The organism is Flavobacterium cerinum (assembly GCF_004028155.1).
Lineage (GTDB): Bacteria > Bacteroidota > Bacteroidia > Flavobacteriales > Flavobacteriaceae > Flavobacterium > Flavobacterium cerinum.
This window is the reverse complement of record NZ_SBII01000011.1, coordinates 142813-162684: the sequence shown is the minus strand read 5'-3', so window position 1 is coordinate 162684 and position 19872 is coordinate 142813. Positions and strand designations below refer to the sequence as shown.

13 protein-coding genes and 1 pseudogene are annotated in these 19872 nt (G+C 37.4%); 3 read left to right on the top strand and 11 right to left on the bottom strand.

Going from position 1 to position 19872, the window contains the following annotated elements; genetic code table 11:
* A partial coding sequence (locus EPI11_RS15090; protein ID WP_128390810.1) for a choice-of-anchor L domain-containing protein occupies positions 1-4921 on the bottom strand: 4921 nt, incomplete at its 3' end.
* A 246-nt stretch (positions 4922-5167) separates the two neighbouring features.
* Here EPI11_RS15090 and EPI11_RS15085 point away from each other — a divergent pair.
* Complete coding sequence (locus tag EPI11_RS15085; protein WP_128390809.1) at positions 5168-6064, top strand: NifU family protein; 897 nt, start codon at positions 5168-5170, stop codon at positions 6062-6064.
* A 29-nt stretch (positions 6065-6093) separates the two neighbouring features.
* Here the strand turns inward: EPI11_RS15085 and EPI11_RS15080 are convergent, their stop codons facing one another.
* Positions 6094-8907, bottom strand: a complete 2814-nt coding sequence (locus tag EPI11_RS15080; protein ID WP_128390808.1) for an AsmA family protein — start codon at positions 8905-8907, stop codon at positions 6094-6096.
* Positions 8908-9037: 130 nt separating this feature from the next.
* Here EPI11_RS15080 and EPI11_RS15075 point away from each other — a divergent pair, with 130 nt between their 5' ends.
* The gene (locus EPI11_RS15075) at positions 9038-11194 is read left to right on the top strand and encodes a M3 family metallopeptidase (protein ID WP_128390807.1); all 2157 of its coding nucleotides are present in this window, start codon (positions 9038-9040) and stop codon (positions 11192-11194) included.
* A 90-nt stretch (positions 11195-11284) separates the two neighbouring features.
* On the opposite strand, the gene EPI11_RS15070 is transcribed toward EPI11_RS15075, so the two are convergent.
* Genes EPI11_RS15070 through EPI11_RS15045 form a run of 6 tightly spaced genes read right to left on the bottom strand, consistent with a single transcriptional unit; the run spans position 11285 to position 16258 of the window.
* Positions 11285-11647 carry a nuclear transport factor 2 family protein gene (locus EPI11_RS15070; RefSeq protein WP_241657642.1) on the bottom strand — a complete coding sequence of 121 codons (363 nt, stop codon included), beginning with the start codon at positions 11645-11647 and terminating at the stop codon, positions 11285-11287.
* Positions 11648-11650: 3 nt separating this feature from the next.
* Positions 11651-12682 (bottom strand): pseudouridine synthase, encoded by a 1032-nt coding sequence (locus tag EPI11_RS15065; protein WP_128390806.1) that lies wholly within the window; start codon positions 12680-12682, stop codon positions 11651-11653.
* Positions 12683-12711: 29 nt separating this feature from the next.
* Positions 12712-13632: a geranylgeranylglycerol-phosphate geranylgeranyltransferase gene (locus EPI11_RS15060; RefSeq protein ID WP_128390805.1), complete on the bottom strand. Its 921-nt coding sequence runs from the start codon at positions 13630-13632 to the stop codon at positions 12712-12714.
* 2 nt (positions 13633-13634) lie between these two features.
* A complete protein-coding gene (locus EPI11_RS15055; protein ID WP_128390804.1) occupies positions 13635-14177 on the bottom strand; it encodes a hypothetical protein in 543 nt (180 codons plus the stop codon).
* A 5-nt stretch (positions 14178-14182) separates the two neighbouring features.
* Positions 14183-15121: a mevalonate kinase family protein gene (locus EPI11_RS15050; RefSeq protein ID WP_128390803.1), complete on the bottom strand. Its 939-nt coding sequence runs from the start codon at positions 15119-15121 to the stop codon at positions 14183-14185.
* Between the two features lie 57 nt (positions 15122-15178).
* On the bottom strand, positions 15179-16258 hold the full coding sequence (locus EPI11_RS15045; protein ID WP_128390802.1) for a diphosphomevalonate/mevalonate 3,5-bisphosphate decarboxylase family protein: 1080 nt from the start codon (positions 16256-16258) through the stop codon (positions 15179-15181).
* Between the two features lie 193 nt (positions 16259-16451).
* Between EPI11_RS15045 and EPI11_RS15040 the strand changes: the two are divergent.
* Positions 16452-16910 (top strand): annotated as a pseudogene (locus EPI11_RS15040) (TspO/MBR family protein).
* Between the two features lie 49 nt (positions 16911-16959).
* Here EPI11_RS15040 and EPI11_RS15035 read toward each other — a convergent pair.
* The 3 genes from EPI11_RS15035 to prs are packed head-to-tail and all read right to left on the bottom strand — an operon-like array spanning position 16960 to position 19821.
* Positions 16960-18432: a nicotinate phosphoribosyltransferase gene (locus EPI11_RS15035; protein WP_128390801.1), complete on the bottom strand. Its 1473-nt coding sequence runs from the start codon at positions 18430-18432 to the stop codon at positions 16960-16962.
* A gap of 10 nt (positions 18433-18442) precedes the next feature.
* A complete protein-coding gene (locus EPI11_RS15030; protein WP_128390800.1) occupies positions 18443-18994 on the bottom strand; it encodes an NADAR family protein in 552 nt (183 codons plus the stop codon).
* Positions 18991-19821, bottom strand: coding sequence for a ribose-phosphate diphosphokinase (gene prs, locus EPI11_RS15025; protein WP_128390799.1), 831 nt, complete (start codon positions 19819-19821; stop codon positions 18991-18993). The genes EPI11_RS15030 and prs overlap by 4 nt, the downstream gene beginning before the upstream one ends.
* Positions 19822-19872 lie beyond the last annotated feature (51 nt).

The window sequence follows — 19872 nt, the reverse complement described above, 5'->3', positions numbered from 1 at the left end:
TAGCCCATACCGTTTGTGTATAAGCAACAGTATTCTGGAAATTCGTTACATCTGTCGTTATTGGAGTAGTACCAAAATCAGCGCCAATCTCGGTAAGGTGATACGTTATCGTTAAACCAGTCTGCCCATTTAAGATCTCATTACCTGCTGTAGTCAGATTGAAAAATGAAAATCCGTCAAAATTATTCGCACAAGCCTCCAAAGGTGTAGCAGGGGAAACAACAGGGGAAGCATTTATAGTTACCGTATAAGCATACTCATCTGTACACAGAACCAAGCCGGCTCCAGTCTGAGCATATATGTAAAATGTTTGTGTAGCCGTAATCTCAGTACCTGCCGGAACAATAACTCCTGCGCCTGCCGGTTGAGTGTAATAAGACCCCACATTTAGAGGCTCTAGTACAAATGAACCACATACCTGCACATTTGCAGGTTTATCGACAACTGGAGAGTTGTAAATAATAACTTCAAAACTATCTTCATCTGTACAAGTGTAAGGTGCAGTACCTTGAGTTGCATAAATGTAAATGGTTTGCGAAACTGAAATTAAAGTTCCAGAAGGAATTTGAGTACCTGTACCTCCTGGTCCGGTATAATAATTACCTGTCGTTAAAACAGGAAGTACGTAGCCTTGAGCACTACAAGCCTCTACATCAGCCACATCAGCCACATCAGGTTGAGACGTTACTATCAATGTTAACTGAGTTACAGCAAAAGCTTGTGCAATAGCATTATTTTGCGCTCTCATCCATACAACTTCAGAAGTACCGTTATAAGTTGTAGGAGCAACAATTTCATTGTCTGATGCTAATGCATCAGCTTGACTATTATAAAAGGTAAAAGTATATTGTGTAGGATCAAGACCCGGAGCCATTTCTGTTATATAAGAAGTAAGATCAAAAATTTCTTCTCCATCAAAAGGAGCAGGTTCACATACGTGCGCTGTGTATGGCTGTAAAATCACATTACAATCCTGAATAACTAACTGGAATGTTTTTACTGTAAAACAATCATTATCATATCCTCTTACGGCTAAGGCAATAGTTTCGCCATTTGTTCCCATATAAGTAGTAGGAGATACAATCGCAGCAACTCCATTCTGTACATCTTCAGCTGAATGATAATAGAACACTTCATAGAAGTCAGGATCTGGCAATGTAGCTAAAACTGCAGCATCATTATTTCTTAAATTAAAAACATGAGGTTGTGTTGGAGTTCCACATACTACTAGATCACTAGGCATACCAATTTCAATTTCAGGACGGAATTCAATTTTAATATCATCAGACAAGAAACAATCAGGAGCAGATGCAAAAGCTGCTAATAAAGTATATGTCCCAGGTTCAGTAACAGCAAGGGTAGGTGTTGAAACAGGGTTACCGGCACCATCTACTATTAATACTCCATCTTTTTTCCAACGTAAAATAAAGTTGGCATTTGCTCCTGTAGATGATTGAAGAAGGTATTCTCCTCCCGGACAAACCGCACCACCGTTAGCGATTGTTAAATCATCTGGAACTTTAGGTTGTCCAATATCAAACGATCCGGCTGCAATAAATACAGCAGTATCAAGAATAGTGTCATTATAATCTCCTACGGCTAACTTAATTCTATAACTATTTCCAGGAACTACAGTTGCAGATGCTTTCATAACTACAGTCTGCCCTATCATATTTATTGCAGAATTTGCAGAATTTGCAACAGTATTAAATTGTGCGAAAAGATTAGGATTGACAGACCCACAAGTTGTATTATAAGTAGTATTTCTTATAGTAAGAACCGAAATAGGCACAGGAGGCGCAGAGTTTGGAATAACAGCAATATTAATGGGAGCTCCACCAGTTGTTAAGTTAGTAAGAATAAAACCAAAAACATCGGCGAAACTACATTGATAGGTACCATATTCATTAGATGCAAAAAGGAAATCAAAACTCATGTTATTTGCAATAGGAACAAAGTCGAACTGTAAAAAGCTTACATCATTTATACTTCCAGTATTACCCTGAGCCTGGCTAATCGCTAATAATTGAGCATCTCCCAAATTAGAAGCTTGACTGCTAAGATCATTCCCTGTATATTTTCCCTGAGAAAAATCAGCATTACCATTTCTTATAATAATACCGTCTTTAATAGGGAAATTAGAATTGTTTTTTTCAAAATATTGAACACCAAAATTACCATTAAAATCACCTGCCTGCCATACAACATTTGATATACCAACGCAATCAAGATTAACAAGCACATCATTTACTAATTCAGGAACAGTATATTGATTTCTTGTTACAGTTACAAATCCAACACTAGGTGTATCTGTATCAGTACAGCCAGGACAAGCCGGTACAGGATCTGGTGTAACACTTTCTACAATAACTTTATTAATTAGCGGCCCAACAAATGATGGATAATTTTCAGGCACAAAAATAACAACCGTATATTGTATGCTCTCACCGGCAGCTAATACAGGTATAGTATTATTTAAAGCTCCCGATCCTCCAGTATTATTACCACTCCATGTCATTAAATCAACTCCAAAAGGCTTATTATCTTTTACGAGAATATTATGAGCATCACTTGGACCCGGGTTTGTTATTGTAATTGTATATGTTACCTGTTCATTAGCAACATAATGTGTTTGACCGTTGGTCTTTAAAGTAACAAGATTCGCTAATGGTTTAGGTGTTGCAGTATGTGTACAAGCTGTACAAGCCGGATTTGGATCTGGCGTGGTACTCGTTACAGCAACCTGATTCACAATATTAGCCGTTGTACTAAAATTGCTTGGCACAGGTATTTTTAATGTATACGTTACTGTTTCACCAACCGGAAGCGATGCGATAACATCGGTTAAATTTCCTGTCCCGCTTGTTCCGTTACTACCAGTCCATGTTGCAGTTGCAGGTGCTAATCCAGCAGGAATAACATCTGTAACAGAAACATTTTGAGCAGCTGTTGGTCCCTGGTTGTTAACCGTTATCGTATAAATTGCGTCAAGACCTGCTGTGTAAGTTGCACCTTGATTAAGTGTTTTTACAACAACTAAATCTGCAGAAGCAACATTATTATCTGTATCACTTGCAGAATTGTTTGTTGTAACTGGATCTGGAGTTACACTTGCTGCTGTGGCCGTACTGGTTAAAGCACCGGTGTGACCTGCAGGAACGCCCAAAGTAACAGTATATGTTACTGTAGCACCCATTGCAAGCGAAGGTATAGTATTATTCAAGGCAGTATTTGTACCCGATGAACCATTACTTCCTGTCCAGAAAAATGCAGTAATACCGGCTGGTATAGCATTAGCCACAACAACATTGGCTGCCGCTTGCGGACCGTTATTAGTAACTGTTACTGTATAAACAGAATTAGTACCCGGTGTATAAATATCAGTATTGTCAGTATTTGTTATAACAACATCAGCATTAGGAGTAGGATCTGCATCTACATCAATACATTGACTGCAAGTTGGGTTAGAGTCATTATCACTGGTCATTACAGTTGTACTAACAAGATCGCCTTCGTAGGCAGCAGGTACCTGAAGCGTAATCGTGTAAGTTACCGAAGCACCAGGTGCAAGAGAAGGAATTGTATTATCTAAAGCAATATTAGTACCTGTTGATGTATTACTGCCTACCCACGAAAAAGAAGTAATTCCGGCAGGGATAGCATTAGTTACATGTACATTTAACGCAGGATTTAAACCTGTGTTTGTTACCGTTACAGTATATACAGATGTACCACCAGCTGTATAAGTGGTTTGTCCATTTGTATTTACCACAACAACATCAGTAGCAGTTGCCGGATTAACATCGGTATCTATACATGTTGTACAGCCCGGATTTGGGTCCGGGTTATCTGCTGTAACTATTGTTTGACTGGTTATCGCAGGACTATTATAGCCTGCAGGAACACCAAGTGTTATTGTATAAGTAATTGTTTGGCCTACTGCTAAGGTAGGTATAGTATTAGCCAAACCAACATTAGTTCCTGTCGAACCATTGCTGCCTGTCCATGAAAATGCTGTGATTCCGGCAGGAATTGCATTATTTACTACTACATTGGTAGCTATAGCAGGACCATTATTTGTAACAGTAACCGTATATACTGAGTTAGCACCCGCAGTGTACATAAACTGACCGTCAGTATTTACAACAACAATATCTGCATTAAGTGCAGAAGTGTCAATATCTATACATTTAGCACAGCCCGGTACCGGATCTATTCCAACAAACGACGCTGATGCCTGACTTGTTAAAGGGCCAGTAAAACCTAAAGGCACATCTACCGTTATTGTATAAGTGACTGTTTGACCTACAGCCAAAGTATTTATAGTATTTGCTAAATTAACATTTGTACCAGATGAGCCATTACTACCTGTCCAGGAAAAACCTGTAATACCTGCAGGAATTACATTTGAAACATTAACCTTATCAGCTGCTTCAGGACCATTATTTTTCACAGTAACCGTATATACAGACTGTGTACCTGGAGTATAAGTTGTTTTATTATCTGTATTTACGACTTCAATATCTGCACGATGATCATAGGTTACCACTACATTATCAATAGGACCTGTGTAACCATCAGGAATCTTAATATTGATAGTATAAGTTATGGTTTGATTAACTGCTAACACCGGAGTGGTATTATCCATATCAAAATTCATACCTGATGAACCATTACTACCTGTCCACCAAAACTTCTGGATACCTGGAGGTATAGGCAATATAAAGGCAGGTCTTGCATAAAAAACTCTGACATTCGCTGCAGGCAGCGGGCCATTGTTTGTTACCATAACCGACCAGGTTAATGTTTCCCCATCAACATAAGCATTGGTAGGGTTTGTACTGAAAACAGAAATGTTTGACTGCGCATAAGAACTTAACATTCCTAGTAGCAAAAACAATGTGAGTAATAGTTTTCTCATATAGCAAAATTTAAATACGATCAAAACGTTAAATAATAGTAAACAAATATGTTAATTAAAAAAGCCAAATATAAATATTCATAGATACTAATCCGTTAAAATTTAAAAAAATCACAAAATCATCACATAATTATGATTTTAGTAATTCATAAAGTAAACAGCTTAAGACAGTAACAGATAGAATGATAATTCCCCTACCCTGTTTTTAAGATATTTTTATACTAATTTTGCATAAAATTAGAAATCATGGAAAGTATAACTATAAAGTCTACACAAAACCCATCTATTATAAAATTCGAATTCAGCGATTTCATTGCTAAAAACAATAATTATGAATTTAAGAATATAGATGAAACTGCAAATTCACCACTTGCAAAACAATTATTCTATCTGCCATTTGTAAAAACAGTTTATATTTCGGGCAATTTTATAGCTCTTGAAAAATATTCAATCGTAGAATGGGAAGATGTTCAGGATGATGTTGCTTCACAAATAGAAGAATTCGTCAACAAAGGCGGACAAATTGTTATTGAAGAAGAAAGCAAGAAAAAACAGCCTTCAACTATTTATGTTGAAGCTACACCTAACCCGTCTGTTTTAAAATTTGTTTCCAATAAGATCTTAACGAAGACGCCTGCCGAATTTAAGAACATCGACGAAACGATTGCCTCTCCCCTTGCTAAGGAATTGTTTAAATTCCCGTTTGTAAAAGAAGTTTTTATGGATGAAAACTACATCTCTATTACAAAATATGCTGTTACCGAATGGGATGAAGTTACTGCAGAAGTAAGAAGTTTTATCAAAGTATACATCGAGAATGGTAATACCGTAATAGATGAATCTCTTGTTCAGCAAATGCCGCAAAACGAAAAAAACCAGGAAGCTTATTTTGATTCACTTGACACAACATCACAGCGCATCATTAATATTCTTGAAGAGTATGTTAAGCCTGCCGTTCAGGCCGATGGTGGTAATATTGCTTTTGAATCGTATGATGAGACCGACAAACGCGTTAAAGTAATTCTTCAGGGTGCTTGCAGCGGATGTCCATCATCTACCTTTACATTAAAAAGCGGCATCGAGAACATGCTTAAAGACATGCTTAATGACAACGACATTAAGGTTGAAGCGGTAAACGCTTAAAAACAAAAACCGGCAATAGCCGGTTTTTTTTATTCTTTCTTTTCAGGCTCTTCCATTCTGGTTTCTTTCTTTATAACCTGATTGGTTTTCTCATTATACTCGGCTTCATCTATTTTATCACCGGTTTTACTGAATATCTTTATTTTTGGATTTTCCTGACTTCCAGTAACCACAATAGGCACACCTATTATTCCTAACGGAGGCAATCCAAGACGTATTCTTATATCAAGTAATCCATCAAAACTGGTTGTGCCTTTTATTTTGGGCCTGAAACCCGCTACTTTAAACACAAACTCTTCAATATGGATAAGGTTACGATCTATTGTTGTTTTTATATCAATATCTTTCATATCCGGATTTTTAAGACCGTCTGACCCCATTTTATCACCTACACCTCCAAAGAGTTTAAGTCCGGATACTTTAACATCCCTAACATTCACTGTTCCGCCTCCTGAAAGGGATGGATAAATAGGCCCCATGTTTCCATCAAGGTCTCCTTTTAATTTATAATCTACAGATATTATGCCTTCAGCCTTACCAGCAGAGGTTACCAATTCACGGAATAAAGGTATTTCTTTATATGCTCTTTTTACATTAAAATCTTTTGCTGTAAAATGTGCCGTAAAGTTGGCTGCCATAGGCGATTCATCATCGTAAGAAGCATCAAGCCCTACTCTACAGTCTATAATATTAAAATTACCATTTTGCAGGTGTAATTTACCTTTCTCAACACTTACTTTACCTCCAAGATTATTAAGTACAAGTCCGTTATATTCGACCTTATCGGCGTTTGCAGTTAATGACACATTAAGATTAGTAGGCAGTACCACCACCCCACTCATCTTTGGATGGGTTTCTTTTGCCTCTTCAACAGCAGGCTTCATGTCTTTGTTCTCTCCTTCTTTAAGCGCCATGAACTCATCAACATTGATAAGTTTCGACTTAACATTAAAACTACCCTTTAGTGTCGCTTTAGGTTCAAAGAAATAATTGATCGTATTTAAAAGATAACCATTTATCGCAAAATCTGATTTACCGTAGGCCGCATCAAATTTCTCAAACTTCAGCTTCTCATTATGAAAAGTAAAGTCACCTTCATGTATATAAAATGGTTTCGGGAAAAATTCCGATGTAGTTTTAATATCTTTTATAAGAAGCGTTCCTTTATTATTAAGTTTACTATATTGTCCGCTTGTGGCATAACTCTGCCTTCCTTTAAGTGAAAGATCTGCCTTAGCATAACCAGTCACTTCAAGCCCCTTTTGAGCAAACACTTTATAGATACGGCCAATATTCAGCTCCCCCTTTATTTTAGCATCATAATCCACATCTTCAAAATTAGAAACCGTAGCATTTACATATACCGGATTTCCTTCAAAAACAAAGGATGCCGGACTCACAACGATCTTAATATCATCAAATGTTCCTTTATCATTTTGCACATTTGCCACAAACATAATATCGGTTATAGGGTTTGGATAATGACTCGTTTTAAACCACCCATTCTGCAAATTCACCCCACCTTTAGTTTTTGGGAATAATTTTTTATCTGCATTATAAACACCATCAGCAACAATATCAGTTTTAAGAATTCCTTTTAGGTCTAAATTTTGCAGTCCTAATGTATTATCCAATTCCTTTAGATCCAGCGAACCTTTTATCTGGGCTTTAACCGCCATTTCGCTAAATCCTTTTATCTTAACAAATGCATTGAAAAAGTCTTTATTACCTAACCTGAAATCAAATTTTTTCAAGTCAACATTCAGTTTTTCAATATCCAGCCCCGGCATCATAGCATTAAGATCCATCTGAAGATTAGACATCGACACTGGAGCTTCTTTATAATTAATAAAACCATCTTTCACTGTAAAGTGAAAGCCTAGATCGGGCTGTTGATTTGTGGCAGCATTATATCTTCCTTTAAATGTAAAAAGCAGATCACTCTTACCTTCTATCTTAGTATTGTCCATCCAGGTGAGATACTGCGGAGGAAGTGCCGAGAATATATCTTTAAACTTAGTATTTGTAGAAGCTGCTTTCAAGTCAATATTATACCCTTCTTTAAGCATGGTAAACACTCCTGTAAATTCTACCGGAAGCCTGTTAATACGCAACTCATTCTTTTTTAATATAAACGATAAGGCATTGGTATTAATACGCGTAATAAGATCAGCGTGTATTTCTTTTTTCTCAAGGTAAGGTACCTTGTCATAGTAAAAATCGACAGCATCGATTTGAGCATCGGTACGCAGGTCAAAAACATCTTCGCTAAGATTGCCCCTGCCCACATAATTAAAGCCTTTAGCTTCTACAAAGGTCTTTGCCGATTTATCATTGTATTTTATATGGCAGTTTTTAAGATCTACCCTATCCAAACGAATAGCCGGACCGGTGGCAAGTGTATCTTTCGGCTGATTATCCTCAGAAATGTATACGTTATAGTTGGCCTGTCCGTTTTCATCAACTATTACATTGATAAGTGCATCAGAAACATAGATCTCATCGATCTTGATCTCATTATCAAATATCAGGCGTTTAAGGTTAATCCCAAAGGCCACTTCTTCTGCACTTAATAAAATTTCATCTTTAAATGGAGCTGATCCTTTCAATGATAATTTATCAAGGGAAACAGTAAGTGATGGGAAATGAGTAAAAAAGGAAAGTTTGGAGTTCGTGAAGTTGAGCTCTCCGTCTAGGCTTTTATTAGCAAACACCTTTACCTGCTGGGCAATAGTACCAGGAAAAACAAGTGGTATAAGAAACATTAACAGCAATATTGATGCTATAGCAATACCCCCCCATTTTAAAATACCCAAGCCTATTTTTTTGACCGGTGCTTTCATGATTTCAATATTTAAAACAGTACAAAAGTAGGCTTTTCCTGTTAATTCATTACTATTGTTTAACTTCCTATTTAATATGTTTTGATAATTAGCCAGTTTACGATAACTTTACTTTTTACAGCTTTTAACTATGAAAAATAATTTTATACTCATCCTAACAATTACCAGTACTTTATTTATGTCGTGTAACCAAACTAACAAAGCCGAGGCCATAGGCGAAGACAATCCGCTTTTAGCTGCTTACGATACACCCTATGACGCACCCCCGTTTGATAAAATAGAGAACCACCATTACAAACCGGCAATACTCGAAGCCATAAGGATTAACCAACAGGAAATCGATGCGATTTGTAACATTAAAGACAAGCCGACTTTTGCCAACACAATAGAAGCGCTTGAAAATTCGGGTACATTACTAAACCGTATCACTACCGTATTCTATAATTTAAATTCGGCCAATACAAACGACACATTACAGGCACTGGCACAGGAGTTGGCACCGGAATTATCCAAACACAGTGACAATATTTATCTTAACGAAAAATTATTTGCCCGTGTAAAAACAATATGGGACACCCAACTGGATTTTAAGCTGAATGCAGAGCAGGCAAAACTACTGGAGAAAAAATACAAAGCTTTCATCCGTAGTGGAGCGAATCTTAACAAAGAGCAAAAAGACAGATTAAGAAAGATTAATGAGGAGCTGTCTGTCGTATCGCTAAAATTTGGCGATAATGTACTGGCAGAAAACAATGCTTACCAATTAGTTATCGACAAAAAAGAAGATCTTGCCGGCCTGCCGGAAGAAGTAGTTATAACTGCCGCCGAAGATGCCAAAGCAGCAAACAAAGAAGGCAAGTGGTTGTTTACCCTGCACAATTCGAGTGTAATGCCATTCCTTCAATATGCAAGCAATCGCGAGCTTCGCAAAAAGCTATGGACAGCTTACAAAGATCGTGGAAACAACGGAAACGATTTAGACAATCGTGCCAATGTGGTACTAATGACAAACCTTAGAGCAGAAAAAGCAAAACTATTGGGTTACGACAGCCATGCGGCTTTTATACTTGAAGAGCGAATGGCTAAAAAACCTGCTGCCGTATATGAATTACTAAACGAGCTATGGAAACCTGCTCTTAAAAAAGCAAAAGCTGAAGAAGCAGACATTAAGAAAATGATGCTTGCTGACGGTATAAAAGATGACGTACAGCCGTATGACTGGCGATATTATACAGAAAAAATAAGAAAAGAACGCTATGATCTGGACGAGCAGGAGATCAAACCTTACTTTAGCCTTGAAAACGTACGTAACGGAATTTTTACCGTAACTCAAAACCTGTATGGTTTAAAATTCAAAGAACTTAAAGACGTACCTAAATACCACAACGATGTTACTGTTTGGGAAGTAACCGAAAAAGACGGCAAACACGTAGGGATATTATACATGGATTTCTTCCCTAGAGCTTCTAAAAAAGGAGGCGCCTGGATGACATCCTTCCGCAAGCAGCAAACCCTTAACGGTAAGCGTATCGCGCCGATAATCTCTATTGTGTGCAACTTCTCTAAACCTACAGGCACTAACCCTGCCCTATTGACTTTTGATGAGACGACAACCTTCTTCCATGAATTTGGACATGCCCTTCACGGATTATTAAGTAATGTAACTTACGAGAGCCTGTCAGGTACAAGCGTACCTACCGATTTTGTAGAACTGCCTTCGCAGATCATGGAAAACTGGGCTGCAGAACCGGAAGTATTAAAAATGTATGCCAAACATTACAAAACAGGTGAAGTTATCCCGGATGCGCTTATTAAAAAACTACAGGAATCTGCAACTTTCGATCAGGGGTTTGCTACTGTAGAATATCTGGCTGCTACTTACCTGGATCTGGATTACCATACCCGTAACCAGCCTTTAACAGAGAGTGTAATTCCGTTTGAAGAAGCTTCCATGAACAAGCTGGGACTTATAAAATCGATCATACCAAGATACAGAAGCACGTATTACAACCATATTTTCAATGGAGGATATTCTGCCGGATACTACAGTTATATATGGTCTGGTGTATTGGATACAGATGCCTTTGATGCTTTTAAATCCAAATCGTTATTTGACCCTGCAACAGCAAAATCATTCCGTACCAACATCCTTGAAAAAGGAGGCACTATTGATGCGATGCAGATGTACAAAAACTTCCGTGGAGCAGAGCCATCTATCCAGCCGCTTTTAAGAAAAAGAGGATTAGACAAAAAAGAAGTCATTTTAGATGACCGAATTAAAGGATAATCTCCATAAAGTATATTTACAAAAAAGCCTGATATCACTATCAGGCTTTTTTTATTTATGTCAGTTACTAGGAAACCTTAGCAATTGTCTTTATCCGTGAAAAACACGGGATGCTACTATCTTTCCATCTTTAACCTCAAGTACTTCGGCTACGTGCATGTCTTCTTCTCCCTGCACAGTGCGCGTATATTCCATGAATACACGGTACTCATTTGCAGTAAGCGTCTTTACATTATAGTGAAGCGTCGGAAGCCTGTCAAAAGCATCCTGCCACCACACCCGCATTGCCTCCCTGCCTTTTACAAGACCATGGGTTTCCGGCTGGCGGATTTTAAGTTTCGGACTAAAATGTTCGGCATCCTCAGTGTAAAGATTTAGCAGTTTATCCAGTTGTTTTGCATTAAATGCTTCAAACCATTGCATAGCAATGTACTGTATATCTCTCGGCTGCAAAACTTATATATTCTTAAGGTTGATTATTTCCTGTTCTGTTAGGTATCTGTAGTTACCTCGTGGTAAGTTTTTCTTAGTAAGACCTGCAAACGATACACGGTCTACTTTTAAAACATCATACCTGTAATGTTCAAAAATAGCACGTACCACTTTTACGTTTGGTGTTCTAAGTTTAATACCGATCTCTGTTTTTGCTTCTCCTTCAATGTAGCTTATCTCGTCTATAAATAGTTTGTGACCATCTAACATTACGCCGGCAGCAATTTTTTCAAGATCCTCATATTTCAGGTTTTTGTCTAGCGACACCTGGTATATTTTAAATGATTTCTGGTTAGGCAATGAAAATTTCCTTACCATATCAGTATCATTCGTGAATATCAACAATCCTGTAGTATTCTTATCCATCCTGCCTATTGGCTGAATTTTACCTTTTGCAGCACCACGCACAAGTTCAATAACATTACGCATGTCATTTTCATCTTCGCCCGATGTGGTAAAGTTTTTAGGCTTGTTAAGAAGTATGTATTCTTTTTTCTCCGGTGTAATCATAACACCATCAAAATCTACTTTATCGTTAATGCTTACAACATGGCCCATTTCGGTAACCACTTTGCCATTTACTTTTACATTACCCGACTGAATGTAGATATCTGCATCCCTACGGGAGCACATTCCCGAGTTTGCAATGTATTTATTTAAACGAAGCTCGTCTTCTCCTTTTTGTCTTTTAGGTTGTTTTTTTGCTGCAGGTTTTTTCTCAAAAGCAGGTTTTGCTCTTGGGTAACCATCTTTTTTAGCAAAAGTATCCTGACCTTTTTTAGGTGGAGCTGGTTTACGTGGTTTTGCAGAAGGGCCGGCTTTTGGAGCTTCAGCTGCTGGTTTTTCAGAAGCCGAAGGCTTGTCAAAAGATTTTGGCTTAGACGTAGCACCTGGTTTCCTTGCTTTATTTAAAGGCTTAGAAGGGCCGCTGCTTTTCTTTCTGTCACTTCCGCCTCTTCCTGAAGCACTGCCTTTCTTACTGTTACCGTTATTCATTTTTAATCAAATATTTTTGCAAAGATAGCTTAAATCATGGACAAAAGTTTCCTACCATGTACTAAAACAGACGGATCTATAAGTACAATGCAAAAAACGCCTGCTACAATAAGGAACTTTAAAATATTATGAAGCATCAAATACTCCTTTTGAGTTTCGGCTTTCCATAGTAAAATCAGGAAATAAATAATAACAATCATCCCTCCATACAGGTACATATCCATATAACCTACATCATACACTTCGATAAGTAAAAACACCGGTATTATAGTAAGGAATGTTAATCCCGTAATAATTATTTTAGATGTTTGCTCACCAAACATTACAGGTATCGTGCGGTAATCAGCCACAAGATCACCTTTAATATTCTCAAGGTCTTTAATAAGTTCACGGGTAAGGATCAAAAGGTATAAAAAAGTAGCATGTGCGAAAATCACCTGATAGAAATTCTTATAATACATAAGAATACCAAAGAAAGGTAAAACCGCCAAAAATGCCGCCGTAAGATTACCTACTAACGGATATTTTTTCAGCTTGTGCGAATAAAACCATATCAGGAAAATATAAGCCGAAAAGAACAATGCCGCCCTCCAGGACACCATAAAGGCAAGCAGGGTAACTAAAATATTCAATCCAAAATATACATTAAGCTTGGTTTGCTGACTTACAAGTCTGTCGAGCATAGATTTTTCAGGACGGTTGATAAGGTCCTTTTGTGCATCGTAAAAGCTATTAATGATATAACCCGATGCTATTGTCAGCGAAGATGCCAATACAATAAGAAACAAGTTAGGATCACACAATACATCGAGCGCCCTACGCTCCGGAGCCAGGATAAAAATAGCCGACAAATATTGGGCTAAAGCTATAATAGGAATATTATAACCGCGAACCACAGAAAACAGGCTGAGAATCTTCATCATAACCAAACGTGTTTTCCTTGATGTCATAACTATGCCTTTTTATCTTTTAACTTACCTCCCAACAGTATTATTGTAAAGGTCATAAAGATAAATACAATTATATTTAAACAGAAAACAGAAATAACCTCTGTATTGAAAACCGCTTTTGCAACAGTGCTAATATTTTCAGTCTTTACAAAAAGTAAGAACCATGATGAAGGCAGGATAAGCATCAGAATAGAAAGTGTTATCCGGGCAGGTTTTTTCATGTATAACTTCTTTAACCAGAAAAGCTGGGTAAGCAGCAAATACATTAACGGAGAAAAGAATAAATAAAGGAAATATTCTATCCCCGGTCCCTGACCCGAAGCATTCTTAGCAGTAAACACTGTTAAGTTGCCTGAAATTGCCAGAATAAAATATAAAATACCTGATATCCTTACCAGCTGCACAGCTGACAATATAAAAAGGTCTTTTACTTCGATACTTTTAAGCCCAGATGTTTTTATAAGGGTAAGTATAGGTATAATAACGCCAAAACCTACAAATATAGACTTTAGTATAATATTTAAAATTTCGGTGATACTATGCATAATTATTAAAACTGGTAAACTACCTCCAGTTTATGTCCTTGCAGTGATTGTTTCGCTTTTTCAATATCTTCTGTAAAACCTAAAATGTAACCACCCCCACCGGAGCCGCAAAGCTTTAGGTAGTAATCGTTACTTTCAATACCTTTTTGCCACAATTCATGAAACTGTTCCGGAATCATAGGCTTAAAGTTATTAAGCACTACTTTAGAAAGTTTCTTTGTGTTAGAGAATAAAGATTTCATATCGCCATGCAGGAAGTTCTCCACACAGGCATCTGTATATTTTGCAAATTCTTTCTTGAACATATCGCGAAAACCTTTCTCCTTAAGGTTTTCCATAAAAATGGAAACCATTGGAGCCGTTTCGCCTACAATACCTGAATCCAGTAAAAATACAGCTCCTTTACCATCGACACTCTGACTTGGTATACCCGTAGCTTCGATATTATCCTGAGAATTGATCAGAATAGGAATACTCAGGTAACTGTTTAATGGGTCTAATCCTGAACTCTTACCGTGGAAAAATGATTCCATCTGCCCAAAGATCTTCTTTAACTGAAGTAACTTCTCACGGGTAAGGTTTTCAAGAATCGTAATTTTATTATTTGCATAACGGTCATATATTGCAGCGACTAAAGCACCGCTACTCCCCACACCATATCCCTGCGGAATGGTCGAGTCAAAATACATACCTTCTTCCACATGCTGCTTAAGGGTAACCATATCAAATGTTACCAGCTCAGGCTGCTCCTGCTGTAAGGTTTCCAAATAAGTTGTAAAACGCTTAAGACTGGCGTTAGATTTAACAGCTTCGTCAGATGTATTCTGGCCTGTTTTAAGGGCTCCGTTGTAAAAATTGTAGGGAATTGACAATCCTTTAGAATCTTTAATGATCCCATATTCTCCGAAGAGTAATATTTTCGAGTAAAATAAAGGTCCTTTCATTGAGGATATTTTTATTAAAGGTACGTAAAAATCGGCAAATGTTAAAAAATAGTGTACTTAATTGAGCTTTGCCGCACCTGTACCAATTTTGTCGCAAAGGTACTGACTGTTTTGGCAAAAGCCAACTAATTCATTCTTAATAAAATCTAAAACTTTACTACTAACGTTTTCGGGATAAAGAACATGTACATTAGCCCCGGCATCGAGCGTAAAACACACAGGTGTATTGGTGTCACTTCTAAACTTCCAAATCCTGTTTATAATCTCCAGTGTATTAGGTTTCATCAATATAAAATAAGGCATCGATGTCATCATCATGGCATGCAGGGTAAGGGCTTCACTCTCGGTAATTTTTATAAATGTTTCGAGATCACCACTGCTAAGTGCTGCTTTCATTGCCGAAAGATTTTCGTGTGCCTGTGCAAAACGCTGTTCCGCAAACGGATGTCCATGCATAAGGTCATGCCCAACGGTACTGCTTACCTGCTTCTCCCCTTTATCAACCAATAAAATTGTATCCTGGTAATCGCTGAATACCTCATGAGCTCCTTCAAACGGAATTCCGTATAAATTAGAACTGCCATCTGTAGCAGCATGTTCACCCCAAATTACAACTTTACCTTTTACACTTCGACCCGCACTACCTGAACCTAATCGTGCCAAAAAAGATGCTTTTTGGTAAAAATGCTCTTCGCTCATTTGTGGGTTAAGCTGTTTTTCAAGGCTCATTAAATTCATAGCCAATGCCGCCATACCCGAGGCAGACGACGCTATACCAGAACTGTGCGGAAATGTATTTTGAGTATCTATCGTAAAATGATAGTCTTTTAAAAACGGAAGGTATTGTACAATCCTCTCGAAAAACTTCTCGATCTTAGGACGAAAACTTTCTTTAGACTGTCCTTCAAAAAGCAGGTCAAAAGAAAAACTACCATTATTTTCTCTCTTTTCGAAAGACAGTTTGGTAATGGTTTTACAATTATTGAGCGTAAAGCTTATGGAAGGATTTGCAGGAACCTGATTTTCTTTTTTACCCCAGTATTTCACAAGGGCGATATTGCTGGGCGCACTCCATTCAAAACTGCCGTTTTGAACCGTTTGTGTATATTCTGAAGGAATAAAATCCTTTTCGGACATAGTGTATAATTTTACTGCAAAGATAACTTTTATTTTCAGACCCAAATCACTTCCATCAGATCAAAGCATACAGCAAATCTTCTGTTCCCTTTATATTAATCTGCATGGAGCTATTATAATTTTAGGCTTATTTTAAAACTTTCTTTGTTAACTTTGAAGCATGGAAAAGTCGCACATCTCTAAGACCACAAAAATGATGGTAATGATGGTAACCTGTGTTGTGATAGGTTATATCTCCGGTATTGTAACCCGTGACAGTGTCGATACCTGGTATGTTACTCTTGTAAAACCGGTATTTAACCCACCCAACTGGATTTTTGCTCCAATGTGGACCCTCCTATATATCCTTATGGGTATTGCCGCCGGATTGGTTTGGGACAAAATAGAAACCCAACGGGAAACTGTAAGAAGGGCGCTAATCTATTTTGCAATACAACTTGCATTAAATGCTCTATGGTCTATTCTTTTCTTCGGACTTCACAATCCGATGCTTGCCCTTATATAGATCATTCTTTTATGGCTGATGATATATGAAACCTTTGTGCAGTTCAATAAAGTGAATAAAATTGCGGGATACCTGTTCATCCCTTACATTTTATGGGTAACATTTGCCTTAGTACTTAATGCATCTATATGGTGGTTAAACCGATAATACATAAATCCTCTTGCAATAAAAAAGCCCCTTAAAGGGGCTTTTTTATTTAGTTAGCTAAAGTGTTACTTGTTATTTTAACTCTCTCACGAATTTCTGTTAACGAATGTTCCAGTAAAAGTTTTCCATCACGGAATACCTCCTGTAATTCTCCTTTTTGCTCTTCTTCCCAACTCACTCCATCGACAAGTTTATAGACACCATTTTCAAGTTCGATTTTCATCAACCCTTTTGCCGATTTCTTAGTTCCGTCATCTGTAATTGGATCTTTAAATATTGCCCTGCCTTCACCATTTACTTCACCATAGGTCGCTTTCATGGCAAAACCAAAAGTGTCACGGGTATTATACTGATAAGTAAATGATCCTATTCCTAAAACCACATTGGTAGATGCGAAACCTTTTTGTTTTAGCCTTTCACAAATTTTCGCAGCGCGCTCTACTGTAATACTATCACCGTAAATAGCTCCAATTTGCGAAATCAGCTCTTTATATCCTTTGGCATTTACCGTACCTCCAAATGTGTCCCAAAGCAATTCTATAACTCCTTTTCGTTCTTCTTCATTTTTTCCATCAGGATTACCACAAATAATATCAACAGGATCACCACTATCTGGGCGCACAACCACTTTACCCTCTCTACCCGCAATTTCATTTTTAAGGCGTGGCAAATAATTTGTCAGTACTTTCCACAAATCCCATGTGTCAGAAACGATAGATACAATCCCTTTAGGATACACCTCACATATTAGCCTTCTAAACGTTTCATATTCTCCTTCGGTAGTACCCATGCACATCACAGAATGTTCGGTAGCAGGAACAGAACCTGCAACCAGTTCTGTATCAGAATCCGCATTGTAATATTCCTCCAAAAAATCTATCGCTGGGATAGTATCAGTTCCCGTAAAACTTAATAAATGTCCAGCTGATGATGTTACTGAAGCCTCTATACCTCCCATTCCGCGCATAGAAAAATCGTGCCCCTGCCAGTTTACAAACTCAGGTACAGAAGAAGTCTGCTCTGCATAATGATCCAATACTTTCCTATACTCCCTGGCTATCGTAGCCGAATTGCAGGGAAGCCATACCACGGCAGAAAGTAGGGTTTCAAAATAATTGGTAAGCCAGAAGAACTCTGGCAAAGTATTATACATCGTGAACATCGGTACCCTCAATGGCACGCTTGAACCTTCAGGCAGCGCCTTAAACACCATTGGAATATAACCTAAATCATGTAATGCTTCAATATGCTGTGTGCCTACTTCGTTTTCGCCCAGATAATTATTTATCCTTCTCGCATATTTTTTAATTACCTCATCTTTTGGCCTGCTAAAAAAATACTGGTCAAAATCCCGAAGTATATATTTCTTTATAAAATACTGTAATCCAAAAAACACCACTTCGTTCACACCTTCTATCCTTGATTTTCTCGGAGTCCAGTTAGAATATACTAATGTTGTACCGTCAGGGTACTGCCTGCGATGGTCTACCTTGTAACCATCTGTTAATAATAATGGGTTCATATTATTGGTTTTATATACTGCGGTTTTCTTTAATTATATCTCTCACTTCCATGAGTGCAAATCCTAAAAGGTTAAGTCCTCTCCATTTTTCAGGATCATTTACTCTTACATCATCTGCTGCCATACCTATACCCCAAATAGCATCAACCGGACTGGCTTCAACAATTACACTGTGTTGAGTACCCAGCAAAAAGGTTTTAAGTTCTTCATTTTGATTAAACTTATGATAATTACCTTCTAAAACAATTTTATATCGATGCTCAAGCCAAACTAAATCTACATAATTCTTCACTTCTCTGCCTAACTTTTTTGTCTCGGCAGGAGAGTTGCATTCTAAAATTCTGGCTGCAGTTTCTGTATCATCAAAAAGCACCGCTTTTTTAGCCATCATCCAGTGTTCGGCCGATTTGTAATTGATTCCGTTAACTTCAAAAGCACTTTCCCACCACTGGCTAAAACAGCTTTTGGTAATGCTATCATCTTTTGAAGACTGATGGCCCCAGAAAAAAATATACTCTTTTGGGTGGCCATCATTAACTAAATTTTCAACAGTATATTTCATAATTGAATTTTAATTTGTTCTACTCTTTCATTATCAAAATCAGTGAAAGAGTTTGTTGTAAATATTTTTTCTAAAGAATCACCAAATACATCAAACCCTTTGTTAAAGATCCCATGACTTACAGCAAGGTATAACCTGCCTGCATTTTTATTTTTAAGTGCTTCGGCAAGACCTATAAAAGTTCCCCCTCCGTCACAAATATCATCAACGATCAGGCAGTCTATTCCTTCTAAATTATCATCGTAAACCTTAAATCCAGATAATTTCCCTGTTTTTACATCCCGGCTCTTGCTACATTCTACTACGTCAACACCTCCAAGGAATTCTGATAATTTGTAAACTTTTTTAAGTGCGCCGCCATCCGGCGAAATTAATTTTACATTTCCTCCGATACGCTTAAGAACCTGTTCTATAAAAATATGATTTGTTATTACTTCACAATTGTTTAATAAAGCTGGCGTAACTTCAGAATGCGGATCGAATACGGTTACTTTTAACAAGCCAAGCCCGTTAATAATATCGGCATAAACTTTTACAGATAACGGTTCTCCCTGCACCATAACCCTGTCCTGTCTTGCGGCAGGAAAATAGGGAATAAATAAATTAATTTTAGTAACCCCCATTCTTCTTAATGCATCTACAGCAAGGCATAATAATCCAAGATGATTAAAGCTATTAAGACGCTGGGTTATGGTTATAGTTTCTTTGGTATCAAAATCTGGTTCGATCTTAATGTGTGGCTCACCTCCAGAAAAAGTAAAACTTTTAAAAGTCAGTGCTTTTCCTACTAATGGAGTAAAATTTGTATCGAGGTTTAATAGTAGCATAATGATTTTGTTTGCGTTATTCTTACACAAATGTAAATCATATTATTTTAC